This is a genomic window from Pseudomonas sp. KCJK8993, from assembly GCF_046230915.1.
Classification (GTDB): domain Bacteria; phylum Pseudomonadota; class Gammaproteobacteria; order Pseudomonadales; family Pseudomonadaceae; genus Aquipseudomonas; species Aquipseudomonas piscis.
The window spans coordinates 42,762-59,722 of record NZ_JBJJLO010000030.1 but is presented as its reverse complement, the minus strand read 5'-3'; the positions used below and the strand labels follow the sequence as shown (position 1 = coordinate 59,722).

Sequence of the window (16,961 nt, the reverse complement as noted above, 5' to 3'; positions counted from 1 at the left end):
ACCGGCCTTGAATCGATCGGTACTCAGCGCCGATCAGCGGTATAGAAGGTTTGTGTCCCCTTCGTCTAGTGGCCTAGGACACCGCCCTTTCACGGCGGTAACAGGGGTTCGAGTCCCCTAGGGGACGCCAGGTTTACCCGCTATGCGGGATTTCAAGGGTCATTCGATTATTGAATGACCCTTTTGTTTTTCTGGCATCCGGCAATTTCTCTCTCTTCTTTTCCCAGCTTGTCCCTCCTGACCGACGGTCACGCTAGCGACTTGCGGAAAATTATTATGGGAATAATATTTTTCGTAATATTCGGAGGCAACGATGAACGATAAAAAAGCTCAGACCCGGGAGCGCATTCTCCAAGCCGCCAGCTCCGCGTTGATCCAGCGTGGTCCGGCCGAGCCGAGCGTGGGTGAGGTGATGGGGGCGGCCGGGCTCACGGTCGGTGGTTTCTACGCGCACTTCGAGAGCAAGGACGCGCTGATGCTGGAGGCCTTCACCCAATTGCTCGCGCACCGGCGCGGCCTGCTCGACGAAATGGACAGCAACCTGAGCGGTGTGGAGCGTCGGGCGTTGACCGCCGCCTTCTACCTGTCGCGCAAGCATCGTGACTCCACCGAACTGGCCTGTCCGATCCCCGCCTCGGTAGGGGAGCTAGGACGCCTGCCGGATAGCTTCCGCAAGGCCCTGAGCGAGCATATGGAACTGATGGTGGCGCAACTGGCCGAAACTCCCGAGGATACGGATAAAGCCCTGGCGGACATGGCCTTGATGATCGGCGGCCTGTCCTTGGCGCGCGCCCTGGGGCCGGGGGAGTTGTCCGATCGCCTGCTGCGCGCTGCCAAATCCGCCGTGCTCTGACCTGAAGCCGTAGCGAGCCCTGTCGCCACTTGGCCATTCACATCGCGAATGATCATCCAGTCAAGATTCAATACGCCCCCGCGAACCCCGGTTCGCCAGGTCCTCGAAGCAGCAAGACCCTGAGCCAGAGCTAGCCGGGCCTGGGTGGATGCGCCAATCGGGCTGGCCATCCGTTACACTGCATCGGTCAAAAAACTGACCGGGAGTCGGGCATGAGTTGGGATCTGGCAGCGCCGTTCGTCATCGATCTGCAGGTGGCGGCCGAAGATATCGATGGCTTGGGACACGCCAACAATGCGGTCTATGTTACCTGGCTGGAGCGTTGTGCCTGGCGCCATTCCCAGCGCCTGGGGCTGGACCTGGCTGAATATCGCCGTCTGGACCGGGCCATGGCCGTGGTGCGGCATGAAATCGACTACCTGGCCGCCGCCTACGAGGGCGATGAGTTGCAATTGGCCACCTGGATCGTCGATTGGGACCAGCGCCTGAAGATGACCCGGCGTTTCCAACTGGTGCGCCCGTGCGATGGCGCGACCCTGCTGCGGGCCCAGACCACGTTCGTCTGCATCGAGCTGTCCAGCGGCAAGCCCAAGCGCATGCCCGCCGAGTTCCTCGACGGCTATGGGCCGGCCCTGCAATCCTGCTGAGGCGTCCCCCGGTGCGTGGAGTGCGGGCTCCGCTTGCCGGCAGTTGCTAACGGCAAGGTACTGCCAGCGTTTGAAACCCAGTAAACTGGCGCCCGTTTTTTCGCCTGTTTTCGTCGAGTGTGTTTCATGCAAATTGCCCTGGCGCCCATGGAAGGGTTGGTCGACAACATTCTGCGGGATGTACTGACCCGTGTTGGTGGGATCGACTGGTGCGTCACCGAGTTCATCCGCGTCAACGACCGCCTGCTGACGCCTGCCTATTTCCACAAGCTTGCTCCCGAATTGCTGCAAGGTGCACAGACGGCGGCCGGGGTGCCGCTACGGGTGCAACTGCTCGGCTCCGATCCGGTCTGCCTGGCCGAGAACGCGGCGCTGGCCTGCGAGTTGGGGAGCGAGGTCATCGACCTGAACTTCGGTTGTCCGGCCAAGACCGTCAACAAGTCCCGCGGCGGTGCGGTGCTGCTCAAGGAGCCCGAGCTGCTCAACCAGATCGTCGAGCATGTGCGGCGGGCGGTTCCGGCGCATATCCCGGTCACGGCCAAGATGCGCCTGGGTTTCGATAGCCCGGATGGTGCTTTGGTATGTGCCACCGCGCTGGCCGAAGGTGGCGCCGAGCACATCGTGGTGCATGCGCGGACCAAGGTCGATGGCTACAAGCCCCCGGCCCATTGGGAGTGGATTCCTCGGGTCCAGGAAGTGGTCAAGGTGCCGGTGTTCGCCAACGGCGATATCTGGAGCGTCGAGGACTGGCGGCGCTGCCGGGAAATCAGCGGGGTCGAGGACATCATGCTGGGGCGCGGGCTGGTTTCACGTCCGGACCTGGCTCGGCAGATCGCCGCGGCTCGGGCTGGCGAAGAAGTGGTGGCGATGTCCTGGGCCGAATTGCTGCCCTTGATTCATGACTTCTGGACCCAGGTGGTGGCGCAATTGACTCCGCGTTCGGCCCCGGGGCGGCTGAAGCAGTGGTTGGCGATGCTGACCCGCAATTACCCCGAGGCGGTCGAGTTGTTCACCGCGTTGCGGCGGGAAACCGAGCTGGACCAGGTTGGCAGGTTGCTGGGTATGCCGTGCAGCGAGACGGCTTGAAGAAATTTCCATGGACACTCTTGAAATGCCTCGGACGGTCCTTATCTCTTGGGTACGCGACGCCGAACTCGGGTCGCGTAGATAACCACTCGCTGACTATCAGGAGATTTACCCATGAGTACTGCATTTTCCCTGGCTCCGCTGTTCCGTTCCTCTGTTGGCTTCGACCGTTTCAACGAGCTGTTCGAGTCGGCCCTGCGCAACGAACCGGGCAGCAGCTATCCACCCTACAACGTTGAAAAGCACGCCGATGACCAATACCGCATCGTGATCGCCGCCGCCGGTTTCCAGGAACAAGACCTGGAGCTGCAAGTGGAGAAAGGCGTGTTGACCGTGAGCGGTGGCAAGCGTGATGCCAACGAGGGCGTCACCTACCTGCACCAGGGCATCGCCCAGCGGGCTTTCAAGTTGTCCTTCCGTCTGGACGACCATATCGAGGTCAAGGCCGCGGCCCTGAATAATGGGTTGCTGAACATCGACCTGCTGCGGGTCGTACCGGAAGAAGCCAAGCCCAAGCGCATCCCGATCAACGGCATGCAGCAAGCGGTCCTGCAGCACTAAGACCTGCAAGCAGGACAAGGGCGCCCCGCGGGCGCCCTTTTTCGTGCCTGTCATTCCAGCAGTTTCTTGAATTCGCCTAGCGGGAGTGGCCGGCTGTGCAGGTAGCCCTGGTACAGGTGGCACTCCAGGCCTCTCAGGAACTCCAGCTGTTGCGGGGTCTCGACGCCTTCGGCGATCACCTTCAATTCCAGGCTGCGGGCCATGGCGACGATGGCCCGGATGATCTCCGCATCATTGGGATCGTGGGTGGCATCGCGGACGAAGGACTGGTCGATCTTCAGTGTGTCCACTGGCAGGCGCTTGAGGTAGGTCAAGGATGAGTAGCCCGTGCCGAAGTCATCCATGGCGAAGCTGACCCCAAGCTTCTTCAGGCGGCGCATTTTGTTGATGGTGTCTTCCAGGTTCTGGATCACGATGCCTTCGGTGATCTCCAGCTTCAGTAACGACGAAGGCAAGGCATAGGCCGCCAGGCTGTGCTCGATTCGCTCGACGAAATCGTTCTGGCGGAACTGCCGGGGACTGATGTTCACGCACAGGCTGAACTGGTGCGGGTCCACCAGGCCTTCTTCGATCAGTTGGCTGAAGGCCAGGCAGGATTCATCGAGGATCCAGGTGCCCACCTCGAGGATCAGCCCGCTGTCCTCGAGCACCTTGATGAACTCGGTCGGCGACTGCGCCCCCAGTTCCGGATGTTGCCAGCGCACCAGCGCCTCGGCGCCGACGATGCGATTGTCGCGAGCATCCACCTGAGACTGGAAGTGCACGCTGAACTCGCCCCGGGACAGCGCCAGGCGCAGGTCGGTTTCCATGCGCAAGCGTTCGCTGGCGGCCTTTTGCATGGTGTTGTGGTACATCTGCGTGGTATTGCGTCCCGAGTCCTTGGCGCGATACAGAGCGATATCGGCACGCTTGAGCAGGTCGGTGGGGGTCGAGCCGTGGTCGGGGATCAGCGCCACGCCAATGCTGGGCGTGACCTGCAGGCGCTGGCCGTCGAGGAACATCGGCTCCGACAGCAGTTCGCGCAAGGTGCCCGCCAGTTGCCGCACCTGTTCGCTGACGTCGTTGCGCGAGCCCTCCAGGCCGCTGAGCAGGACCACGAACTCGTCGCCGCCCAGGCGCGCCACCGTGTCCTCCATGCGTACGCTGGCTTCCAGTCGCGCAGTGATGATCTTCAGCACCGTGTCGCCCACCGGATGCCCCAGGGAATCGTTGATGTGCTTGAAGTGGTCCAGGTCGAGGAATAGCAGGGCGCCGCGCAGGTTATGCCGCTTGAGCAGGGCGATCTGCTGGCTCAGGCGGTCCATCAGCAGGGCGCGGTTGGGCAGGTTGGTCAGAGGATCGTGGTAGGCCAGGTGGCGGATCTGCGCCTGGGCATTCTTCAGCAAGCTGACGTCCCGGGCGGTCAGCAGCAGGCAGGGGGTTTCATTGAGGGTGATCGGCTCTACCGATACCTCGAGGGTGAAGATTTCCCCGCGCTTGTTGCGCCCCAGCATCTCCAGATGGCGCGCCCGACCCTTGAGCTTGAGCTCGGCCAGCAGCGTGGCCAGTTGGGTTTCCTCGGCCCAGATCCCGACCTCGTACAGGGTATGGCCCATCACTTCGTCGGTGCGGTAGCCGGTCAGGCGGCAGAAGCCGTCGTTGACCTCCAGGTAGCGGCCGGTATCGCGTTCGGTGATGGTGATGGCGTCGGGGCTGGAGTGGAAGGCCTTGGCGAACTTCTCTTCGCTGGCCTTGAGCGCCGCTTCCGAGCGTTGCTGCTGGGTGATGTCGCGCAGGGTGGTGACGATGCACGGTTGCTTGTCGACGATGATCTGGCGGCTGGAGATGATGCAGGTCAAAGGCTGGCCGTCCTTATGGTTGACCACCACCGCCACGTTGTTCAGCGCCTGTTCGCGGATCACTTGTTCGATTCGCCGCAGACGCGGCGCGGGGTCTTCCCAGAGGCCGATCTGCTCGGCGCTGCGATTGATCACGTCGTCCAGGGTCCAGCCGAAGGTCTGGGTGAAGCTGGAGTTGATCTCGATGAACTGGCCGGTTTCCAGCAGGGTGACGCAGATCGGGTCGGGGCTGACCTGGAACAGGCTGGCGAATTTCTCTTCGGAGGTGATCAGGCGCTGCTCGCGTTCCACCTGCTCGGTGATGTCCAGCAGGGTTCCGGCCATGCGCAAGGGGTTGCCTTGCTCGTCGCGATAGAGACGGGCGCGGCTTTCCAGGTAACGCGAGCTGCCATCGGCCAGTTGCACGCGATAGGTCAGCTGATAGTTGCCCGCGGGGCCTTCGCGCAGGCTGCGATAGGCGTCGCGCATGGAGTTGCGCTCCTCGGTGGGCACGCCCTCGAAGAAGGCATCGAAGGACTCGTGAAACGGTGCAGGCTCCAGGCCGTGCAGCTGCGCGGCTCGTGCCGAGCCATAGAGCATGCCACTGGGGATGTGCCAGTCCCAGGTGCCCAGTTGCGCCGAGTCCAGGGCCAGGTCCAGGCGTTCCTGGCTGTCCTTGAGGGCCTGTTCGGCGCGTTTGCGCTCGCTGGTATCGAGAAAGGTGCTGAGCAAGAAGGCCTTGCCCTCCAGTTCGACCTTCTGTGCGCTGAGGATGCCGTCGTGGATCTGCCCATTGCTGGCGCGCAGTTGCACTTCGAGGCTGGCGGCCTGGCCCTTCTTTTGTACGGCCTTGATCAGTTGGGCGCGCTGTTCGGGATTGACCCACAAGCCGATTTCCAGGGTGGTGCGGCCGATCACATGCTCGGCGGGCCAGCCGAACTGGCTTTCGAAGTACTGGTTGGCTTCGCTGATCAGGCCATCTTCGAGGCGGGTCAACAGCACCATGTTGGGGCACAAGTGGAAGAGGGTGGCAAAACGCTTTTCCGAGCTGCTCAGGGCCTCTTCGCGCTGGCGCTGGTGGGTGATTTCGCGGATTACCCCGATCATCCGGGGTTTGCCATGCTTGTCAGGCAGCACGCTGCCGTTGATTTCCAGCCAGTGCAGGCTGCCATCGGGCCAGCGGATGCGATGGTGCATGGCCTGTTCCAGGGGCGCGCCGGCCAGCACCGAATGGAAGGCGCGTATGGTCCGGGCCCGGTCCTCGATGGGCAACAGGTCGAGATACTCGAGGTTTTCCGGCAGGGGGTGGCGCGGATCGAAGCCGAACAGTGCCTGGGTGCCCCGGGACCAGCTGATTTGCCCGCTTTCGATATCCCAATACCAGGCCCCCAGCTTCGCGCCGTTGAGCGCGGCGAGCAGTTGTGGCGCACTTTCCCAGCTCTGTTCCGACTCCCTGGGGTCGACGGCGTGGATGCGCGGCATGGGCGGAATACGGTCAGCGGGTTTGGGCATGGTGATCAGGCCTTGTGCTGAGTAGTTCGTTTGGCGCGAGGGCTCATGGTGGGAGGCGGCAGGGCACGGGCAATACCCGGAATACTTATGCCGGGTTCCCTGGCCAATCGACCTGTGCGTCCAATAAGGCCATGAAAGCCCGCGCAGCATTCGACAGTGTCCGTTCGGTATGCAGGATATAGCCTAGCTGGCGGTGTAGTTGTATGCCCGGTAAAGGGATGCGCGCCACTTGTTCGTCGAGCATTGTGCGCGGCAGCACACTCCAGGCCAGGCCGATGGAGACCATCATCTTTATGGTTTCCAGATAGTTAGTGCTCATGGCGATGTTCGGCGTCAGCCCCTGGGCCTCGAACAATCGCTGGACGATGTGGTGGGTGAAGGTATTGCCGCCGGGGAAAACCGCCGGATGCAGGGCGATATCCGCCAGGCTGACCTGGCCGTTGCTGACCAACGGGTGTTCCGGGGCGGCGACGAAGTCCAGTGGGTCGTCCCAGACCGCGGTGGCCTTGACCAGGCCGTGGGGCTCGGGAGCCAGGGTGATGACCGCGAGTTCGGCGCGGCCGTGGAGGATTTCCTCATAGGCCACCTCCGAGTCGAGAAACTGGATGTCCAGGGCCACTTGTGGGTAGCGCCGGGTATAGGCCCGCAGCAGGGGCGGCAGGCGATGCAGGCCGATGTGATGGCTGGTGGCCAGGGTCAGGCGCCCGCTGACTTCGCCGGTGAGGTTGGTCAGGGCCCGGCGCGTGTCGTCCAGCACGTTGATGATCTGATAGGCCCGGGGCAACAGGGCCCGGCCAGCCTCTGTAAGACCGACTTCACGGCCCAGGCGATCGAACAGTCGCACATTGAGCTGTTGTTCCAATGCGGCGATGCGCTTGCTGATGGCCGGTTGGGTCAGGTGCAGGCGCTCGCCTGCTCCAGAGAAGCTGCCGGTTTCGGCGATGGCGATGAAGGCATTGAGGTTGGCCTGGTCCATCTTGCATTCCTGTTGGTTATCCAAATCATGAAAAATATGAATTTGAGTTATTTAATCTAACGCCATAGCATCAGCCTCACAAGCCAAGGGGTTATTGATCGGCGCACGGTCAGGGCCCAGGCGTAGAAACAAGCTGATGAGGAAAGGTCCGATGGCTGGCAAGACGCTCTACGACAAGCTCTGGGAAATGCACGAGGTGAAGCGCCGTGATGATGGTTCGTCGCTCATCTACATCGATCGTCACATTCTTCACGAAGTGACCTCGCCGCAGGCCTTCGAAGGCCTGCGTCTGGCCGGCCGCCAGCCATGGCGCATCGATGCCAACATCGCTACCCCGGACCACAACGTGCCGACCACCCAGGCCGAGCGCAAAGGCGGCCTCGACGCCATCGCCGACGAAGTGTCGCGCATCCAGGTCAAGACCCTGGACGAGAACTGCGACGATTTCGGCATCCTCGAATTCAAGATGAACGACATCCGCCAGGGTATCGTCCATGTGGTCGGCCCTGAGCAGGGGGCCACCCTGCCGGGCATGACCGTGGTCTGTGGCGACTCGCACACCTCGACCCACGGCGCCTTCGGCGCGTTGGCCCACGGTATCGGCACTTCCGAGGTGGAGCACGTGCTCGCCACCCAGTGCCTGGTGGCCAAGAAGATGAAGAACATGCAGGTGCGTGTCGAGGGCCGGTTGCCCTTCGGCGTGACCGCCAAGGACATCGTCCTCGCGGTGATCGGCAGGATCGGCACCGCTGGCGGCAACGGCCACGCCCTGGAGTTCGCCGGCAGCGCCATCCGCGACCTGTCCATGGAAGGCCGCATGACCATCTGCAACATGTCCATCGAGGCGGGCGCCCGCGTCGGCATGGTGGCCTGCGATGACAAGACCATCGAGTACGTGAAGGGTCGTCCGTTCTCGCCGCAAGGCAGCGACTGGGACAAGGCCGTGGAGGCCTGGAGCGACCTGGTGTCCGATGCCGACGCGCATTTCGACACCGTCATCGAGCTGCGTGCCGAAGACATCAAGCCACAGGTCAGCTGGGGCACATCCCCGGAAATGGTGCTCGCGGTGGACCAGAACGTACCGGATCCGAGCGTTGAAACCGATGCGGTCAAGCGCGACTCCATCGTCCGGGCGTTGAAATACATGGGCCTGAATGCCAACCAGGCGATCACCGATATCCAGCTGGACCGCGTATTCATCGGCTCCTGCACCAACTCGCGGATCGAAGACCTGCGCGCCGCCGCCGCCGTGGCCAAGGGGCGCAAGGTCGCCTCCACCGTGAAGCAGGCGCTGGTGGTGCCGGGTTCGGGCCTGGTGAAGGCCCAGGCCGAGCAGGAAGGTTTGGACAAGATTTTCCTCGAGGCGGGCTTCGAGTGGCGTGAGCCGGGCTGCTCCATGTGCCTGGCGATGAACCCGGACCGCCTGGAGAGTGGCGAGCATTGCGCGTCCACCTCCAACCGCAACTTCGAGGGCCGCCAGGGCGCCGGCGGGCGTACCCACCTGGTGAGCCCGGCCATGGCCGCGGCTGCCGCGGTGACCGGTCGTTTCATCGATGTACGTGAATTGATGCAGGCCTGAGGAGACCAGAGATGAAAGCATTCACCCAGCACACAGGTCTCGTCGCGCCGCTCGACCGTGCCAACGTCGACACCGACCAGATCATTCCCAAGCAGTTCCTCAAATCGATCAGGCGCACCGGCTTCGGCCCGAACCTGTTCGACGAATGGCGCTACCTCGATGTGGGCCAGCCCAACCAGGACAACTCCAAGCGTCCGGTGAATCAGGAGTTCGTGCTCAACTTTCCGCGCTACCAGGGCGCCAGCGTGCTGCTGGCCCGTGAGAACTTCGGCTGCGGTTCCTCCCGCGAGCATGCGCCGTGGGCGCTGGACGAGTACGGCTTCCGTACGGTGATCGCGCCGAGCTTCGCCGACATCTTCTTCAACAACAGTTTCAAGAACGGTTTGTTGCCGATCATCCTCAAGGATGAAGAAGTCGACGAACTGTTCCAGCAGACCGAAGCCACCGAGGGTTACCAGCTGACCGTCGATCTCGCCGCGCAGACCGTGACCCGCCTGGACGGCAAGCAGTACCGCTTCGAGGTGGACGCGTTCCGCAAGCACTGCCTGCTCAACGGCCTGGACGACATCGGCCTGACCCTGCAGGACGCCGACGCCATCCGCCGTTTCGAGGTCGGCTACAAGCAGCGCCAGCCCTGGTTGTTCCGCGACGCCTGAGTGCCTGCGTCCCGGCCCTTGCGGTTCGTTGCAGGGCCGGCCAGTGAGCACCGTTCTCTACGCCCCAAGGAGCCAAGCATGACCAGCAATGCCCATACCCAGGTGGTACAGCAGCAATTCGGCGGACAGGCCGTGGCCTACCTCAACAGCGCAGTGCATGCCCAGGGCGCCGAATTCGCGCTGCTACAGGCCGAAGTGACGGGCAAGGACGAGGCCCGGGTGCTGGATCTGGGCTGTGGTGCCGGGCACGTCAGCTTCCATGTGGCGCCGTTGGTCGCACAGGTGGTGGCCTATGACCTTTCGCAGCGGATGCTGGATGTGGTGGCAGCGGCGGCTCGGGAGCGTGGCCTGGAGAACATCCGCACGGTAGCGGGTGCGGCGGAGCGCCTGCCGTTCGCCGATGGCGAGTTCGACTTCGTCTTCAGTCGCTACTCGGCCCACCACTGGAGCGACCTGGGCCTGGCCCTGCGCGAGGTGCGCCGGGTCCTGAAGCCTGGCGGCGTGGCGGCGTTCATCGATGTCCTGTCACCTGGCAGTCCATTGCTGGATACCTACTTGCAGAGCGTCGAAGTGCTGCGCGACACCAGCCATGTCCGCGACTATTCGGCCGGGGAATGGCTGCACCAGCTCAATGAGGCCGGTTTGCAGGCCCGCAGCAGCGCCCGGCAGCGCCTGCGCCTGGAGTACGACTCCTGGGTCGAGCGCATGCGCACGCCCGAGCCGCTGAGGGTGGCGATTCGCCAATTGCAGCAGGCGATGGGCAATGAAGTGCGCGAATATTTTCAGATTGAGGCCGATGGTTCGTTCAGTACGGATGTACTGGTACTGTGGGCCGAGCGATAGAATTTTTCCGGGTGCGCCCAAGGGCGTACCGACAGAACGAACGAGGAACCCCATGAGCAAGCAGATTCTGATTCTCCCTGGCGACGGCATTGGCCCGGAAATCATGGCCGAAGCGGTCAAGGTCCTGGAGTTGGCCAATGACAAGTACGGCCTGGGTTTCGAGCTGAGCCACGATGTGATCGGCGGCGCGGCCATCGACAAGCACGGCGTGCCCCTGGCCGACGAGACCCTGGACCGGGCCCGTGCCGCCGATGCGGTGCTGCTGGGTGCGGTGGGCGGTCCGAAGTGGGACAAGATCGAACGCGATATCCGTCCTGAGCGCGGGCTGTTGAAGATTCGCGCGCAACTGGGGCTGTTCGGCAACCTGCGGCCGGCGATCCTCTACCCGCAACTGGCCGATGCCTCCAGCCTGAAGCCGGAAATCGTTTCCGGCCTGGATATCCTCATCGTCCGCGAACTGACCGGCGGTATCTACTTCGGCGCTCCTCGCGGCACCCGCGAGCTGGAGAACGGCGAGCGCCAGTCCTATGACACCTTGCCCTACAGCGAGAGCGAGGTCCGGCGGATCGCCCGGGTCGGCTTCGACATGGCGCGGGTGCGCGGCAAGAAGCTGTGCTCGGTGGACAAGGCCAACGTCCTGGCGTCCAGCCAGCTGTGGCGTGAAGTGGTCGAGCAGGTGGCCAAGGACTATCCGGACGTCGAGCTCAGCCACATGTACGTCGACAATGCGGCCATGCAGCTGGTGCGCGCGCCCAAGCAGTTCGACGTGATCGTCACCGACAACCTGTTTGGCGATATCCTCTCCGACGAGGCCTCGATGCTCACCGGTTCCATCGGCATGCTGCCTTCGGCCTCCCTGGACGCCAACAACAAGGGCATGTACGAGCCTTGCCACGGTTCGGCGCCGGACATCGCCGGGCAGGGCATCGCCAACCCGCTGGCGACCATCCTCTCGGTGTCGATGATGCTGCGCTACAGCTTCAACCTGACCGCAGCGGCGGACGCCATCGAGCAGGCCGTGAGCCGGGTGCTGGACCAGGGCTTGCGTACCGGTGACATCTGGTCGGCCGGTTGTACCCGGGTCGGTACGCAGGAAATGGGCGATGCAGTAGTCGCGGCGCTGCGGAATCTGTAATCTTTCGGGCCCACTGCACTGACAGTGGCCCACTTTTGTATAGGTGTAGTTGCGATGAAACGTGTAGGTCTGATCGGTTGGCGCGGTATGGTCGGTTCCGTGCTCATGCAGCGGATGCTTGAAGAGCAGGACTTCGATCTTATTGAACCGGTGTTTTTCACCACTTCCAATGTCGGTGGCCAGGGTCCGTCGGTAGGCAAGGATATTGCCCTGCTCAAGGACGCCTACAGCATTGAAGAGCTGAAAACCCTCGACGTGATCCTGACCTGCCAGGGTGGCGACTACACCAGCGAAGTCTTCCCCAAGCTGCGCGAAGCCGGTTGGCAGGGCTACTGGATCGACGCTGCTTCCAGCCTGCGCATGCAGGACGACGCGGTGATCATCCTCGATCCGGTGAACCGCAAGGTCATCGACCAGCAGCTGGATGCCGGGACCAAGAACTACGTCGGCGGCAACTGCACCGTCAGCCTGATGCTGATGGGCCTGGGCGGCCTGTTCGAAGCCGGCTTGGTGGAGTGGATGAGCGCCATGACCTACCAGGCGGCCTCCGGCGCCGGCGCGCAGAACATGCGCGAGCTGATCAAGCAGATGGGGGCCACCCATGCCGCGGTCGCCGATGACCTGGCCAACCCGGCCAGCGCCATTCTCGATATCGACCGCAAGGTGGCCGAGGCCATGCGCAGCGATGCCTATCCAACCGAGAACTTCGGCGTGCCGCTGGCCGGCAGCCTGATTCCGTGGATCGACAAGGAGCTGCCCAACGGCCAGAGCCGCGAAGAGTGGAAGGCCCAGGCCGAGACCAACAAGATCCTCGGTCGTTTCAAGAACCCGATTCCGGTGGACGGTATCTGTGTGCGTATCGGCGCCATGCGCTGCCACAGCCAGGCACTGACCATCAAGCTCAACAAGGACGTGCCGATCGCCGATATCGAAGGGTTGATCAGCCAGCACAACCCCTGGGTCAAGCTGGTGCCGAACCAGCGTGAGATCAGCATGCAGGAGCTGAGCCCGACCAAGGTCACCGGTACCCTGAACATTCCGGTGGGCCGTCTGCGCAAGCTGAACATGGGGTCGCAGTTCCTGGGCGCCTTCACCGTGGGTGACCAACTGCTGTGGGGTGCGGCCGAGCCACTGCGCCGCATGCTGCGGATCCTGCTGGAGCGCTGATTCTTCTGCATCGCCGCGAAAAACCCGCGTTCCCTCAAGGGCGCGGGTTTTTTCATGGGCCGCAAGTTGTGGTCGCTCCGGCGAATTGCCTCGTCCCCGCGTGCCGGGTAAAGTGCCGCTCCCCCCGTTTTGCCTGAGGTAGCACCATGACTCCGTCCTTTGATATTGCCGTGATCGGTGCCACCGGTACCGTCGGCGAAACCCTGGTGCAGATTCTCGAAGAGCGTGATTTTCCGGTCGGCAACCTCTACTTGCTGGCCAGCAGCGAGTCGGCAGGACATTCGGTGCCGTTTCGCGGCAAGAACCTGCGTGTGCGCGAGGTCGACGAGTTCGACTTCGGCAAGGCCCAGCTGGCGTTTTTCGCCGCGGGTCCGGCGGTGACCCTGAGTTTTGCGCCGCGGGCGACGGCGGCCAATTGCGCGGTGATCGATCTTTCCGGGGCCTTGCCCTCGGCGCAGGCCCCCAGCGTGGTGCCGGAAGTCAATGCCAAGGTGCTGGCCGGCCTGGGCAAACCTGTGCAACTGAGCAGTCCCAGCGCCTCGGCCACGGCGCTGGCGATCGCGCTGGCGCCATTGCAGGAGCTGCTGGACATCCAGCGGGTGGGCCTGAACGCCAGCCTGGCGGTTTCCAGCCAGGGCCGCGAGGCGATCAGCGAACTGGCCCGGCAGACTGCCGAACTGTTGAATGCGCGTCCCCTGGAGCCGCGTTTCTTCGACCGGCAGATGGCCTTCAACCTGCTGGCCCAGGTCGGGACGGCGGATGCCCAGGGCCATACCCTGCTGGAAAAACGCCTGGTCAGGGAGCTGCGCGAAGTACTGGGCCTGCCTTTGCTGAAGATTTCTGTCACATGCATTCAAGCGCCGGTGTTTTTTGGCGATAGCTATAGCGTGACTCTGCAGTCGGCTGCCGATATCGACCTTGCAGCGGTGAATGCCGCGCTGGAGGCGGCGCCTGGCCTGGAGCTGGTGGACGCTGGCGACTATCCGACGGCCGTCGGTGATGCCGTGGGCGAGGACGTGGTCTACGTTGGGCGGGTTCGCGGCGGGGTCGACGATCCGGCGGAACTCAACCTCTGGCTGACCTCGGACAACGTTCGCAAAGGCGCGGCGTTGAACGCGGTGCAGCTGGCTGAATTGTTGATAAAAGACCTGCTGTAAAAGATACTTGGCAACAATTTGCAGAATGAATCTAGCTGGGCGCTATGCTTGGCAAGTTGCTGGAGGCGAGTGGCCGTCAGGTGCTCCCGGGGCATGCAAGAATTAATCGCGCGTAGTGGCCATCCTGGCCCCGCGCAATGCCTTATGGCAGCCGCTACAAAACCTTCTCGCTAGCCGAGGAAAGTTCAAACAAAGGATGAGGCTATGGTTCAAGTTCGCAAACTGGTGTTAGCAATAGCGGCCGCCTCGGCGCTGTCCTCCGGTATGGCGCAGGCGCTTGGGCTTGGGGAGCTGACCCTGAAGTCGAGTCTGAACCAGCCTCTGGTAGCAGAGATCGAATTGCTCGATGTGAAGGACCTCACTGCCGCCGAGGTGGTGCCAAGCCTGGCCCCGGCAGATGAGTTCGCCAAGGCCGGCGTCGATCGCCAGGCCTTTCTCAATGACCTGAGCTTTACCCCTGTCCTCAATCCCGGCGGCAAGAGTGTGCTGCGGGTAACGTCAAGCCGTCCGCTATCCGAGCCCATGGTCAAGTTCCTGGTGCAGGTGATGTGGCCTAACGGTCGCCTGCTACGCGACTACAGCGTCCTGCTGGACCCTTCGAAGTTCTCTCCCGAGGCCGCGGCTGCCCAGGGCGCCCCGGTCTCCGGTCCTGCGGTGAAGGCTCCGGTCACGGCGGCCAGCAAGATCAGCAAGCCCGAGCAATACACCACCTCGGCCCGTGACACCCTGTGGGAGATCGCGGCGAGGAACCGTAATGGCGCGTCGATCCAGCAGACCATGCTGGCGATCCAGGCGCTGAACCCGGATGCCTTCATCGACGGCAATATCAACCGCTTGAAAACCGGCAAGGTGTTGCGCCTGCCGGATGTGGTCCAGAGCACCGCGTTGCCGCAGCCCAAGGCGATCGCCGAAGTGGCCGCGCAAAATGCTGCCTGGCGCCAGGGGCGGCGTGGCGGTGCCCGTGGCCAGCAACAAGTGGACGCGACCCGCCGTGCAGGTGCCGACAAGGCGCCCAAGCAGGCCAATACCCGGGACAACCTGAGCCTGGTCTCCGCCGAGAGTGGCAAGGCCCGCGGCAAAGGCGCCGCAGGCGACAGCAAGGCGTTGAGCAATAAGCTGGCGGTCACCCAGGAAAGCCTGGATTCGACTCGTCGCGACAATGCCGAACTCAAAGAGCGCATGGCAGATCTGCAGAGCCAGTTGGACAAGCTGCAGCGCCTGATCGAGTTGAAGAACAACCAGTTGGCCAAGTTGCAGGCCGAGGGTGCGGCTCCGGCGGCGCCTGCAGCCCAGCCGGCGCCAGCCATGCCGGCGGAACTGGTGAGCAAGCCCGAGGCTCCGGCCCCGGTGGCTCCAGTGGCCCCAGCCAGCGAGCCTGCAGCCACTCCTGCACCTGAGGCGGAGGCGGCCAAGGCCGATGAAGACAAGTACGGCGACCTGCTGACCAATCCGATCCTCTTGGGCCTGGTCGCCGGCAGCCTGGTGGCGGCCCTGTTGCTGTTGCTGCTGTTGCTGGCGCGTCGCCGCAAGGCCCGGCAGGAGGCTGAGAAACATCTGCGCATGGCCCGGGCATTGTCCGAGGAGAACAATTTTTCCGAAGACATGGATCTGCCGCAAAGCAGCTTCGAAGGTCTTGAGGTGCCGCCGCCGAGCGTCAAGCTGGCTCCAGCTCCAGCTCCAGCTCCAGCTCCAGCTCCGGTAGCGGAGCCGAACGTGGCGCCAGCCGCGCCACAGGAGCGGGCGACCGACGTCCTGGGCCAGGCGCAGAACCATATCGCCGGCGGCCGCCTGAACCAGGCTGCGGCGATTCTTGAAGAAGCGGTCAAGATGGAGCCGCAGCGCAGTGAGCTGCGCCTGAAGCTGATGGAAGTCTATGCGCGCCAGGGCGATCGCAGCGCCTTCGTCGCCGAAGAGCGCCAGCTGGTAGCCAATGGCGATAACCATGCGCAGGTCGAGCAACTCAAGAGCCGTTATCCGGCCATGGTCGCAGTGGCGGCCGCGGCAGGCCTGGCCACGGCAGCCGCAGCGGCGGAACTGGATGCCGAGTACGTCAAGGAATTGCTCCAGGACGAACCGCCGGCGGTTGAGCCAAAAGCCCCGCTGGAAGGCCTGGATGAAGACTTCGACCTGAGCCTGGATGACCTGGAGGCCGCTTCGCCGGCGGTGGTGGCGCCTGAGCCCGAACCAGAGGTCGAACTGGAAGATTTCCCTCTCGACGACGACCTGAGCTTCGGTTCGGTGCTCGAGCAGCAGATCGCATCCGAGGAAAACCTGGATGACCTGGGAGATTTCGATCTCGACCTGGGCGCGGATCTGCCTGCGGCCACCCAGAGCGATGACGATTTCCTGCTGAGCCTGGAAGACGATCTCAAGGACCTGCCAGCTGGCGAGGTGCCTACGGTGACCGAGTCGGCCCTGGACGACCTTGACCTGTCGGCGGACTTCGACCTGTCCCTGGCGGACGAGATGGGCGCGGACGAACCCAAGGATGCCTTCACTTCCGAGCTGGATGACGTCAATGCCGAGCTCGAGCGACTCGCCCAGACTCTCGATCAGCCGGAAGCGGGGGCGCCGACCTTCACTGCCGCGGATGCCGCTGCGGCACCCGAGGACAGTGAGTTCGACTTCCTGGCCGGTAGCGATGAAGTAGCGACCAAGCTCGATCTGGCCCAGGCCTACATCGACATGGGCGACAACGATGGCGCCCGGGATATCCTAGGTGAGGTGCTGAGCGAAGGTAACGAAGGGCAGAAGAGCGAAGCACAGGAAATGCTCGCGCGGCTGGCTTGAGTCGACCTGATGCTTGAGCGCAACGGCAGTCCATGAGGCTGCCGTTTTTGTTGGTGCCACCCGGGTTCGGCAGCCGGCCCATGACAGGGGCCTGTTTCTCGGCGGATCGATACAGTCCGGGAGGCGGCCTCATGGCGGTCCCGGACTACTCTCAGGGCAGGCAAGAACAGATCGGCAGCGCC

Annotated in this window: 13 protein-coding genes and 1 tRNA gene; 12 read left to right on the top strand and 2 right to left on the bottom strand. The window is 63.3% G+C overall.

All coding sequences use genetic code 11. From position 1 onward, the window contains the following. Positions 1 to 54: 54 nt before the first annotated feature. The 5 genes from ACK6AU_RS12590 (at position 55) to ACK6AU_RS12570 (ending at position 3,147) form a co-directional block, all read left to right on the top strand. A tRNA-Glu gene (locus ACK6AU_RS12590) sits at positions 55 to 130 on the top strand. A 183-nt stretch (positions 131 to 313) separates the two neighbouring features. Then, a complete protein-coding gene (locus tag ACK6AU_RS12585) occupies positions 314 to 853 on the top strand; it encodes a TetR/AcrR family transcriptional regulator (protein WP_185701685.1) in 540 nt (179 codons plus the stop codon). 212 nt (positions 854 to 1,065) lie between these two features. Further along, positions 1,066 to 1,500 (top strand): acyl-CoA thioesterase, encoded by a 435-nt coding sequence (locus ACK6AU_RS12580; RefSeq protein ID WP_409299499.1) that lies wholly within the window; start codon positions 1,066 to 1,068, stop codon positions 1,498 to 1,500. A gap of 126 nt (positions 1,501 to 1,626) precedes the next feature. Next, positions 1,627 to 2,586, top strand: a complete 960-nt coding sequence (locus tag ACK6AU_RS12575; protein ID WP_185701687.1) for a tRNA-dihydrouridine synthase — start codon at positions 1,627 to 1,629, stop codon at positions 2,584 to 2,586. A gap of 114 nt (positions 2,587 to 2,700) precedes the next feature. Then, on the top strand, positions 2,701 to 3,147 hold the full coding sequence (locus ACK6AU_RS12570; RefSeq protein ID WP_185701688.1) for an Hsp20 family protein: 447 nt from the start codon (positions 2,701 to 2,703) through the stop codon (positions 3,145 to 3,147). Between the two features lie 50 nt (positions 3,148 to 3,197). Here the strand turns inward: ACK6AU_RS12570 and ACK6AU_RS12565 are convergent, their stop codons facing one another. After that, positions 3,198 to 6,476 (bottom strand): EAL domain-containing protein, encoded by a 3,279-nt coding sequence (locus ACK6AU_RS12565; protein WP_409299498.1) that lies wholly within the window; start codon positions 6,474 to 6,476, stop codon positions 3,198 to 3,200. Between the two features lie 85 nt (positions 6,477 to 6,561). Further along, positions 6,562 to 7,452, bottom strand: a complete 891-nt coding sequence (locus tag ACK6AU_RS12560; protein ID WP_085599503.1) for a LysR family transcriptional regulator — start codon at positions 7,450 to 7,452, stop codon at positions 6,562 to 6,564. Positions 7,453 to 7,603: 151 nt separating this feature from the next. Between ACK6AU_RS12560 and leuC the strand changes: the two genes are divergently transcribed. The 7 genes from leuC (at position 7,604) to ACK6AU_RS12525 (ending at position 16,779) form a co-directional block, all read left to right on the top strand. Further along, positions 7,604 to 9,031, top strand: a complete 1,428-nt coding sequence (gene leuC / locus ACK6AU_RS12555) for a 3-isopropylmalate dehydratase large subunit (RefSeq protein WP_185701690.1) — start codon at positions 7,604 to 7,606, stop codon at positions 9,029 to 9,031. An 11-nt stretch (positions 9,032 to 9,042) separates the two neighbouring features. Then, positions 9,043 to 9,687 carry a 3-isopropylmalate dehydratase small subunit gene (gene leuD / locus ACK6AU_RS12550; protein ID WP_409299497.1) on the top strand — a complete coding sequence of 215 codons (645 nt, stop codon included), beginning with the start codon at positions 9,043 to 9,045 and terminating at the stop codon, positions 9,685 to 9,687. Between the two features lie 78 nt (positions 9,688 to 9,765). Next, positions 9,766 to 10,530, top strand: a complete 765-nt coding sequence (locus tag ACK6AU_RS12545; RefSeq protein WP_409299496.1) for a class I SAM-dependent methyltransferase — start codon at positions 9,766 to 9,768, stop codon at positions 10,528 to 10,530. A gap of 52 nt (positions 10,531 to 10,582) precedes the next feature. Continuing rightward, positions 10,583 to 11,665: a 3-isopropylmalate dehydrogenase gene (gene leuB / locus ACK6AU_RS12540; protein WP_409299495.1), complete on the top strand. Its 1,083-nt coding sequence runs from the start codon at positions 10,583 to 10,585 to the stop codon at positions 11,663 to 11,665. Between the two features lie 54 nt (positions 11,666 to 11,719). Continuing rightward, on the top strand, positions 11,720 to 12,832 hold the full coding sequence (gene asd, locus ACK6AU_RS12535) for an aspartate-semialdehyde dehydrogenase (RefSeq protein WP_409299494.1): 1,113 nt from the start codon (positions 11,720 to 11,722) through the stop codon (positions 12,830 to 12,832). Between the two features lie 146 nt (positions 12,833 to 12,978). Continuing rightward, positions 12,979 to 13,989 (top strand): aspartate-semialdehyde dehydrogenase, encoded by a 1,011-nt coding sequence (locus ACK6AU_RS12530; RefSeq protein WP_409299493.1) that lies wholly within the window; start codon positions 12,979 to 12,981, stop codon positions 13,987 to 13,989. Between the two features lie 204 nt (positions 13,990 to 14,193). After that, positions 14,194 to 16,779, top strand: a complete 2,586-nt coding sequence (locus ACK6AU_RS12525; protein ID WP_409299492.1) for a FimV/HubP family polar landmark protein — start codon at positions 14,194 to 14,196, stop codon at positions 16,777 to 16,779. Positions 16,780 to 16,961: the final 182 nt, after the last annotated feature.

Bases quoted from the DNA above. Each gene is read 5' to 3' on its own strand.
- ACK6AU_RS12585 (WP_185701685.1), top strand. From the start codon at position 314: ATGAACGATAAAAAAGCTCAGACCCGGGAGCGCATTCTCCAAGCCGCC.
- ACK6AU_RS12580 (WP_409299499.1), top strand. From the start codon at position 1,066: ATGAGTTGGGATCTGGCAGCGCCGTTCGTCATCGATCTGCAGGTGGCG.
- ACK6AU_RS12575 (WP_185701687.1), top strand. From the start codon at position 1,627: ATGCAAATTGCCCTGGCGCCCATGGAAGGGTTGGTCGACAACATTCTG.
- ACK6AU_RS12570 (WP_185701688.1), top strand. From the start codon at position 2,701: ATGAGTACTGCATTTTCCCTGGCTCCGCTGTTCCGTTCCTCTGTTGGC.
- ACK6AU_RS12565 (WP_409299498.1), bottom strand. From the start codon at position 6,476: ATGCCCAAACCCGCTGACCGTATTCCGCCCATGCCGCGCATCCACGCC.
- ACK6AU_RS12560 (WP_085599503.1), bottom strand. From the start codon at position 7,452: ATGGACCAGGCCAACCTCAATGCCTTCATCGCCATCGCCGAAACCGGC.
- leuC (WP_185701690.1), top strand. From the start codon at position 7,604: ATGGCTGGCAAGACGCTCTACGACAAGCTCTGGGAAATGCACGAGGTG.
- leuD (WP_409299497.1), top strand. From the start codon at position 9,043: ATGAAAGCATTCACCCAGCACACAGGTCTCGTCGCGCCGCTCGACCGT.
- ACK6AU_RS12545 (WP_409299496.1), top strand. From the start codon at position 9,766: ATGACCAGCAATGCCCATACCCAGGTGGTACAGCAGCAATTCGGCGGA.
- leuB (WP_409299495.1), top strand. From the start codon at position 10,583: ATGAGCAAGCAGATTCTGATTCTCCCTGGCGACGGCATTGGCCCGGAA.
- asd (WP_409299494.1), top strand. From the start codon at position 11,720: ATGAAACGTGTAGGTCTGATCGGTTGGCGCGGTATGGTCGGTTCCGTG.
- ACK6AU_RS12530 (WP_409299493.1), top strand. From the start codon at position 12,979: ATGACTCCGTCCTTTGATATTGCCGTGATCGGTGCCACCGGTACCGTC.
- ACK6AU_RS12525 (WP_409299492.1), top strand. From the start codon at position 14,194: ATGGTTCAAGTTCGCAAACTGGTGTTAGCAATAGCGGCCGCCTCGGCG.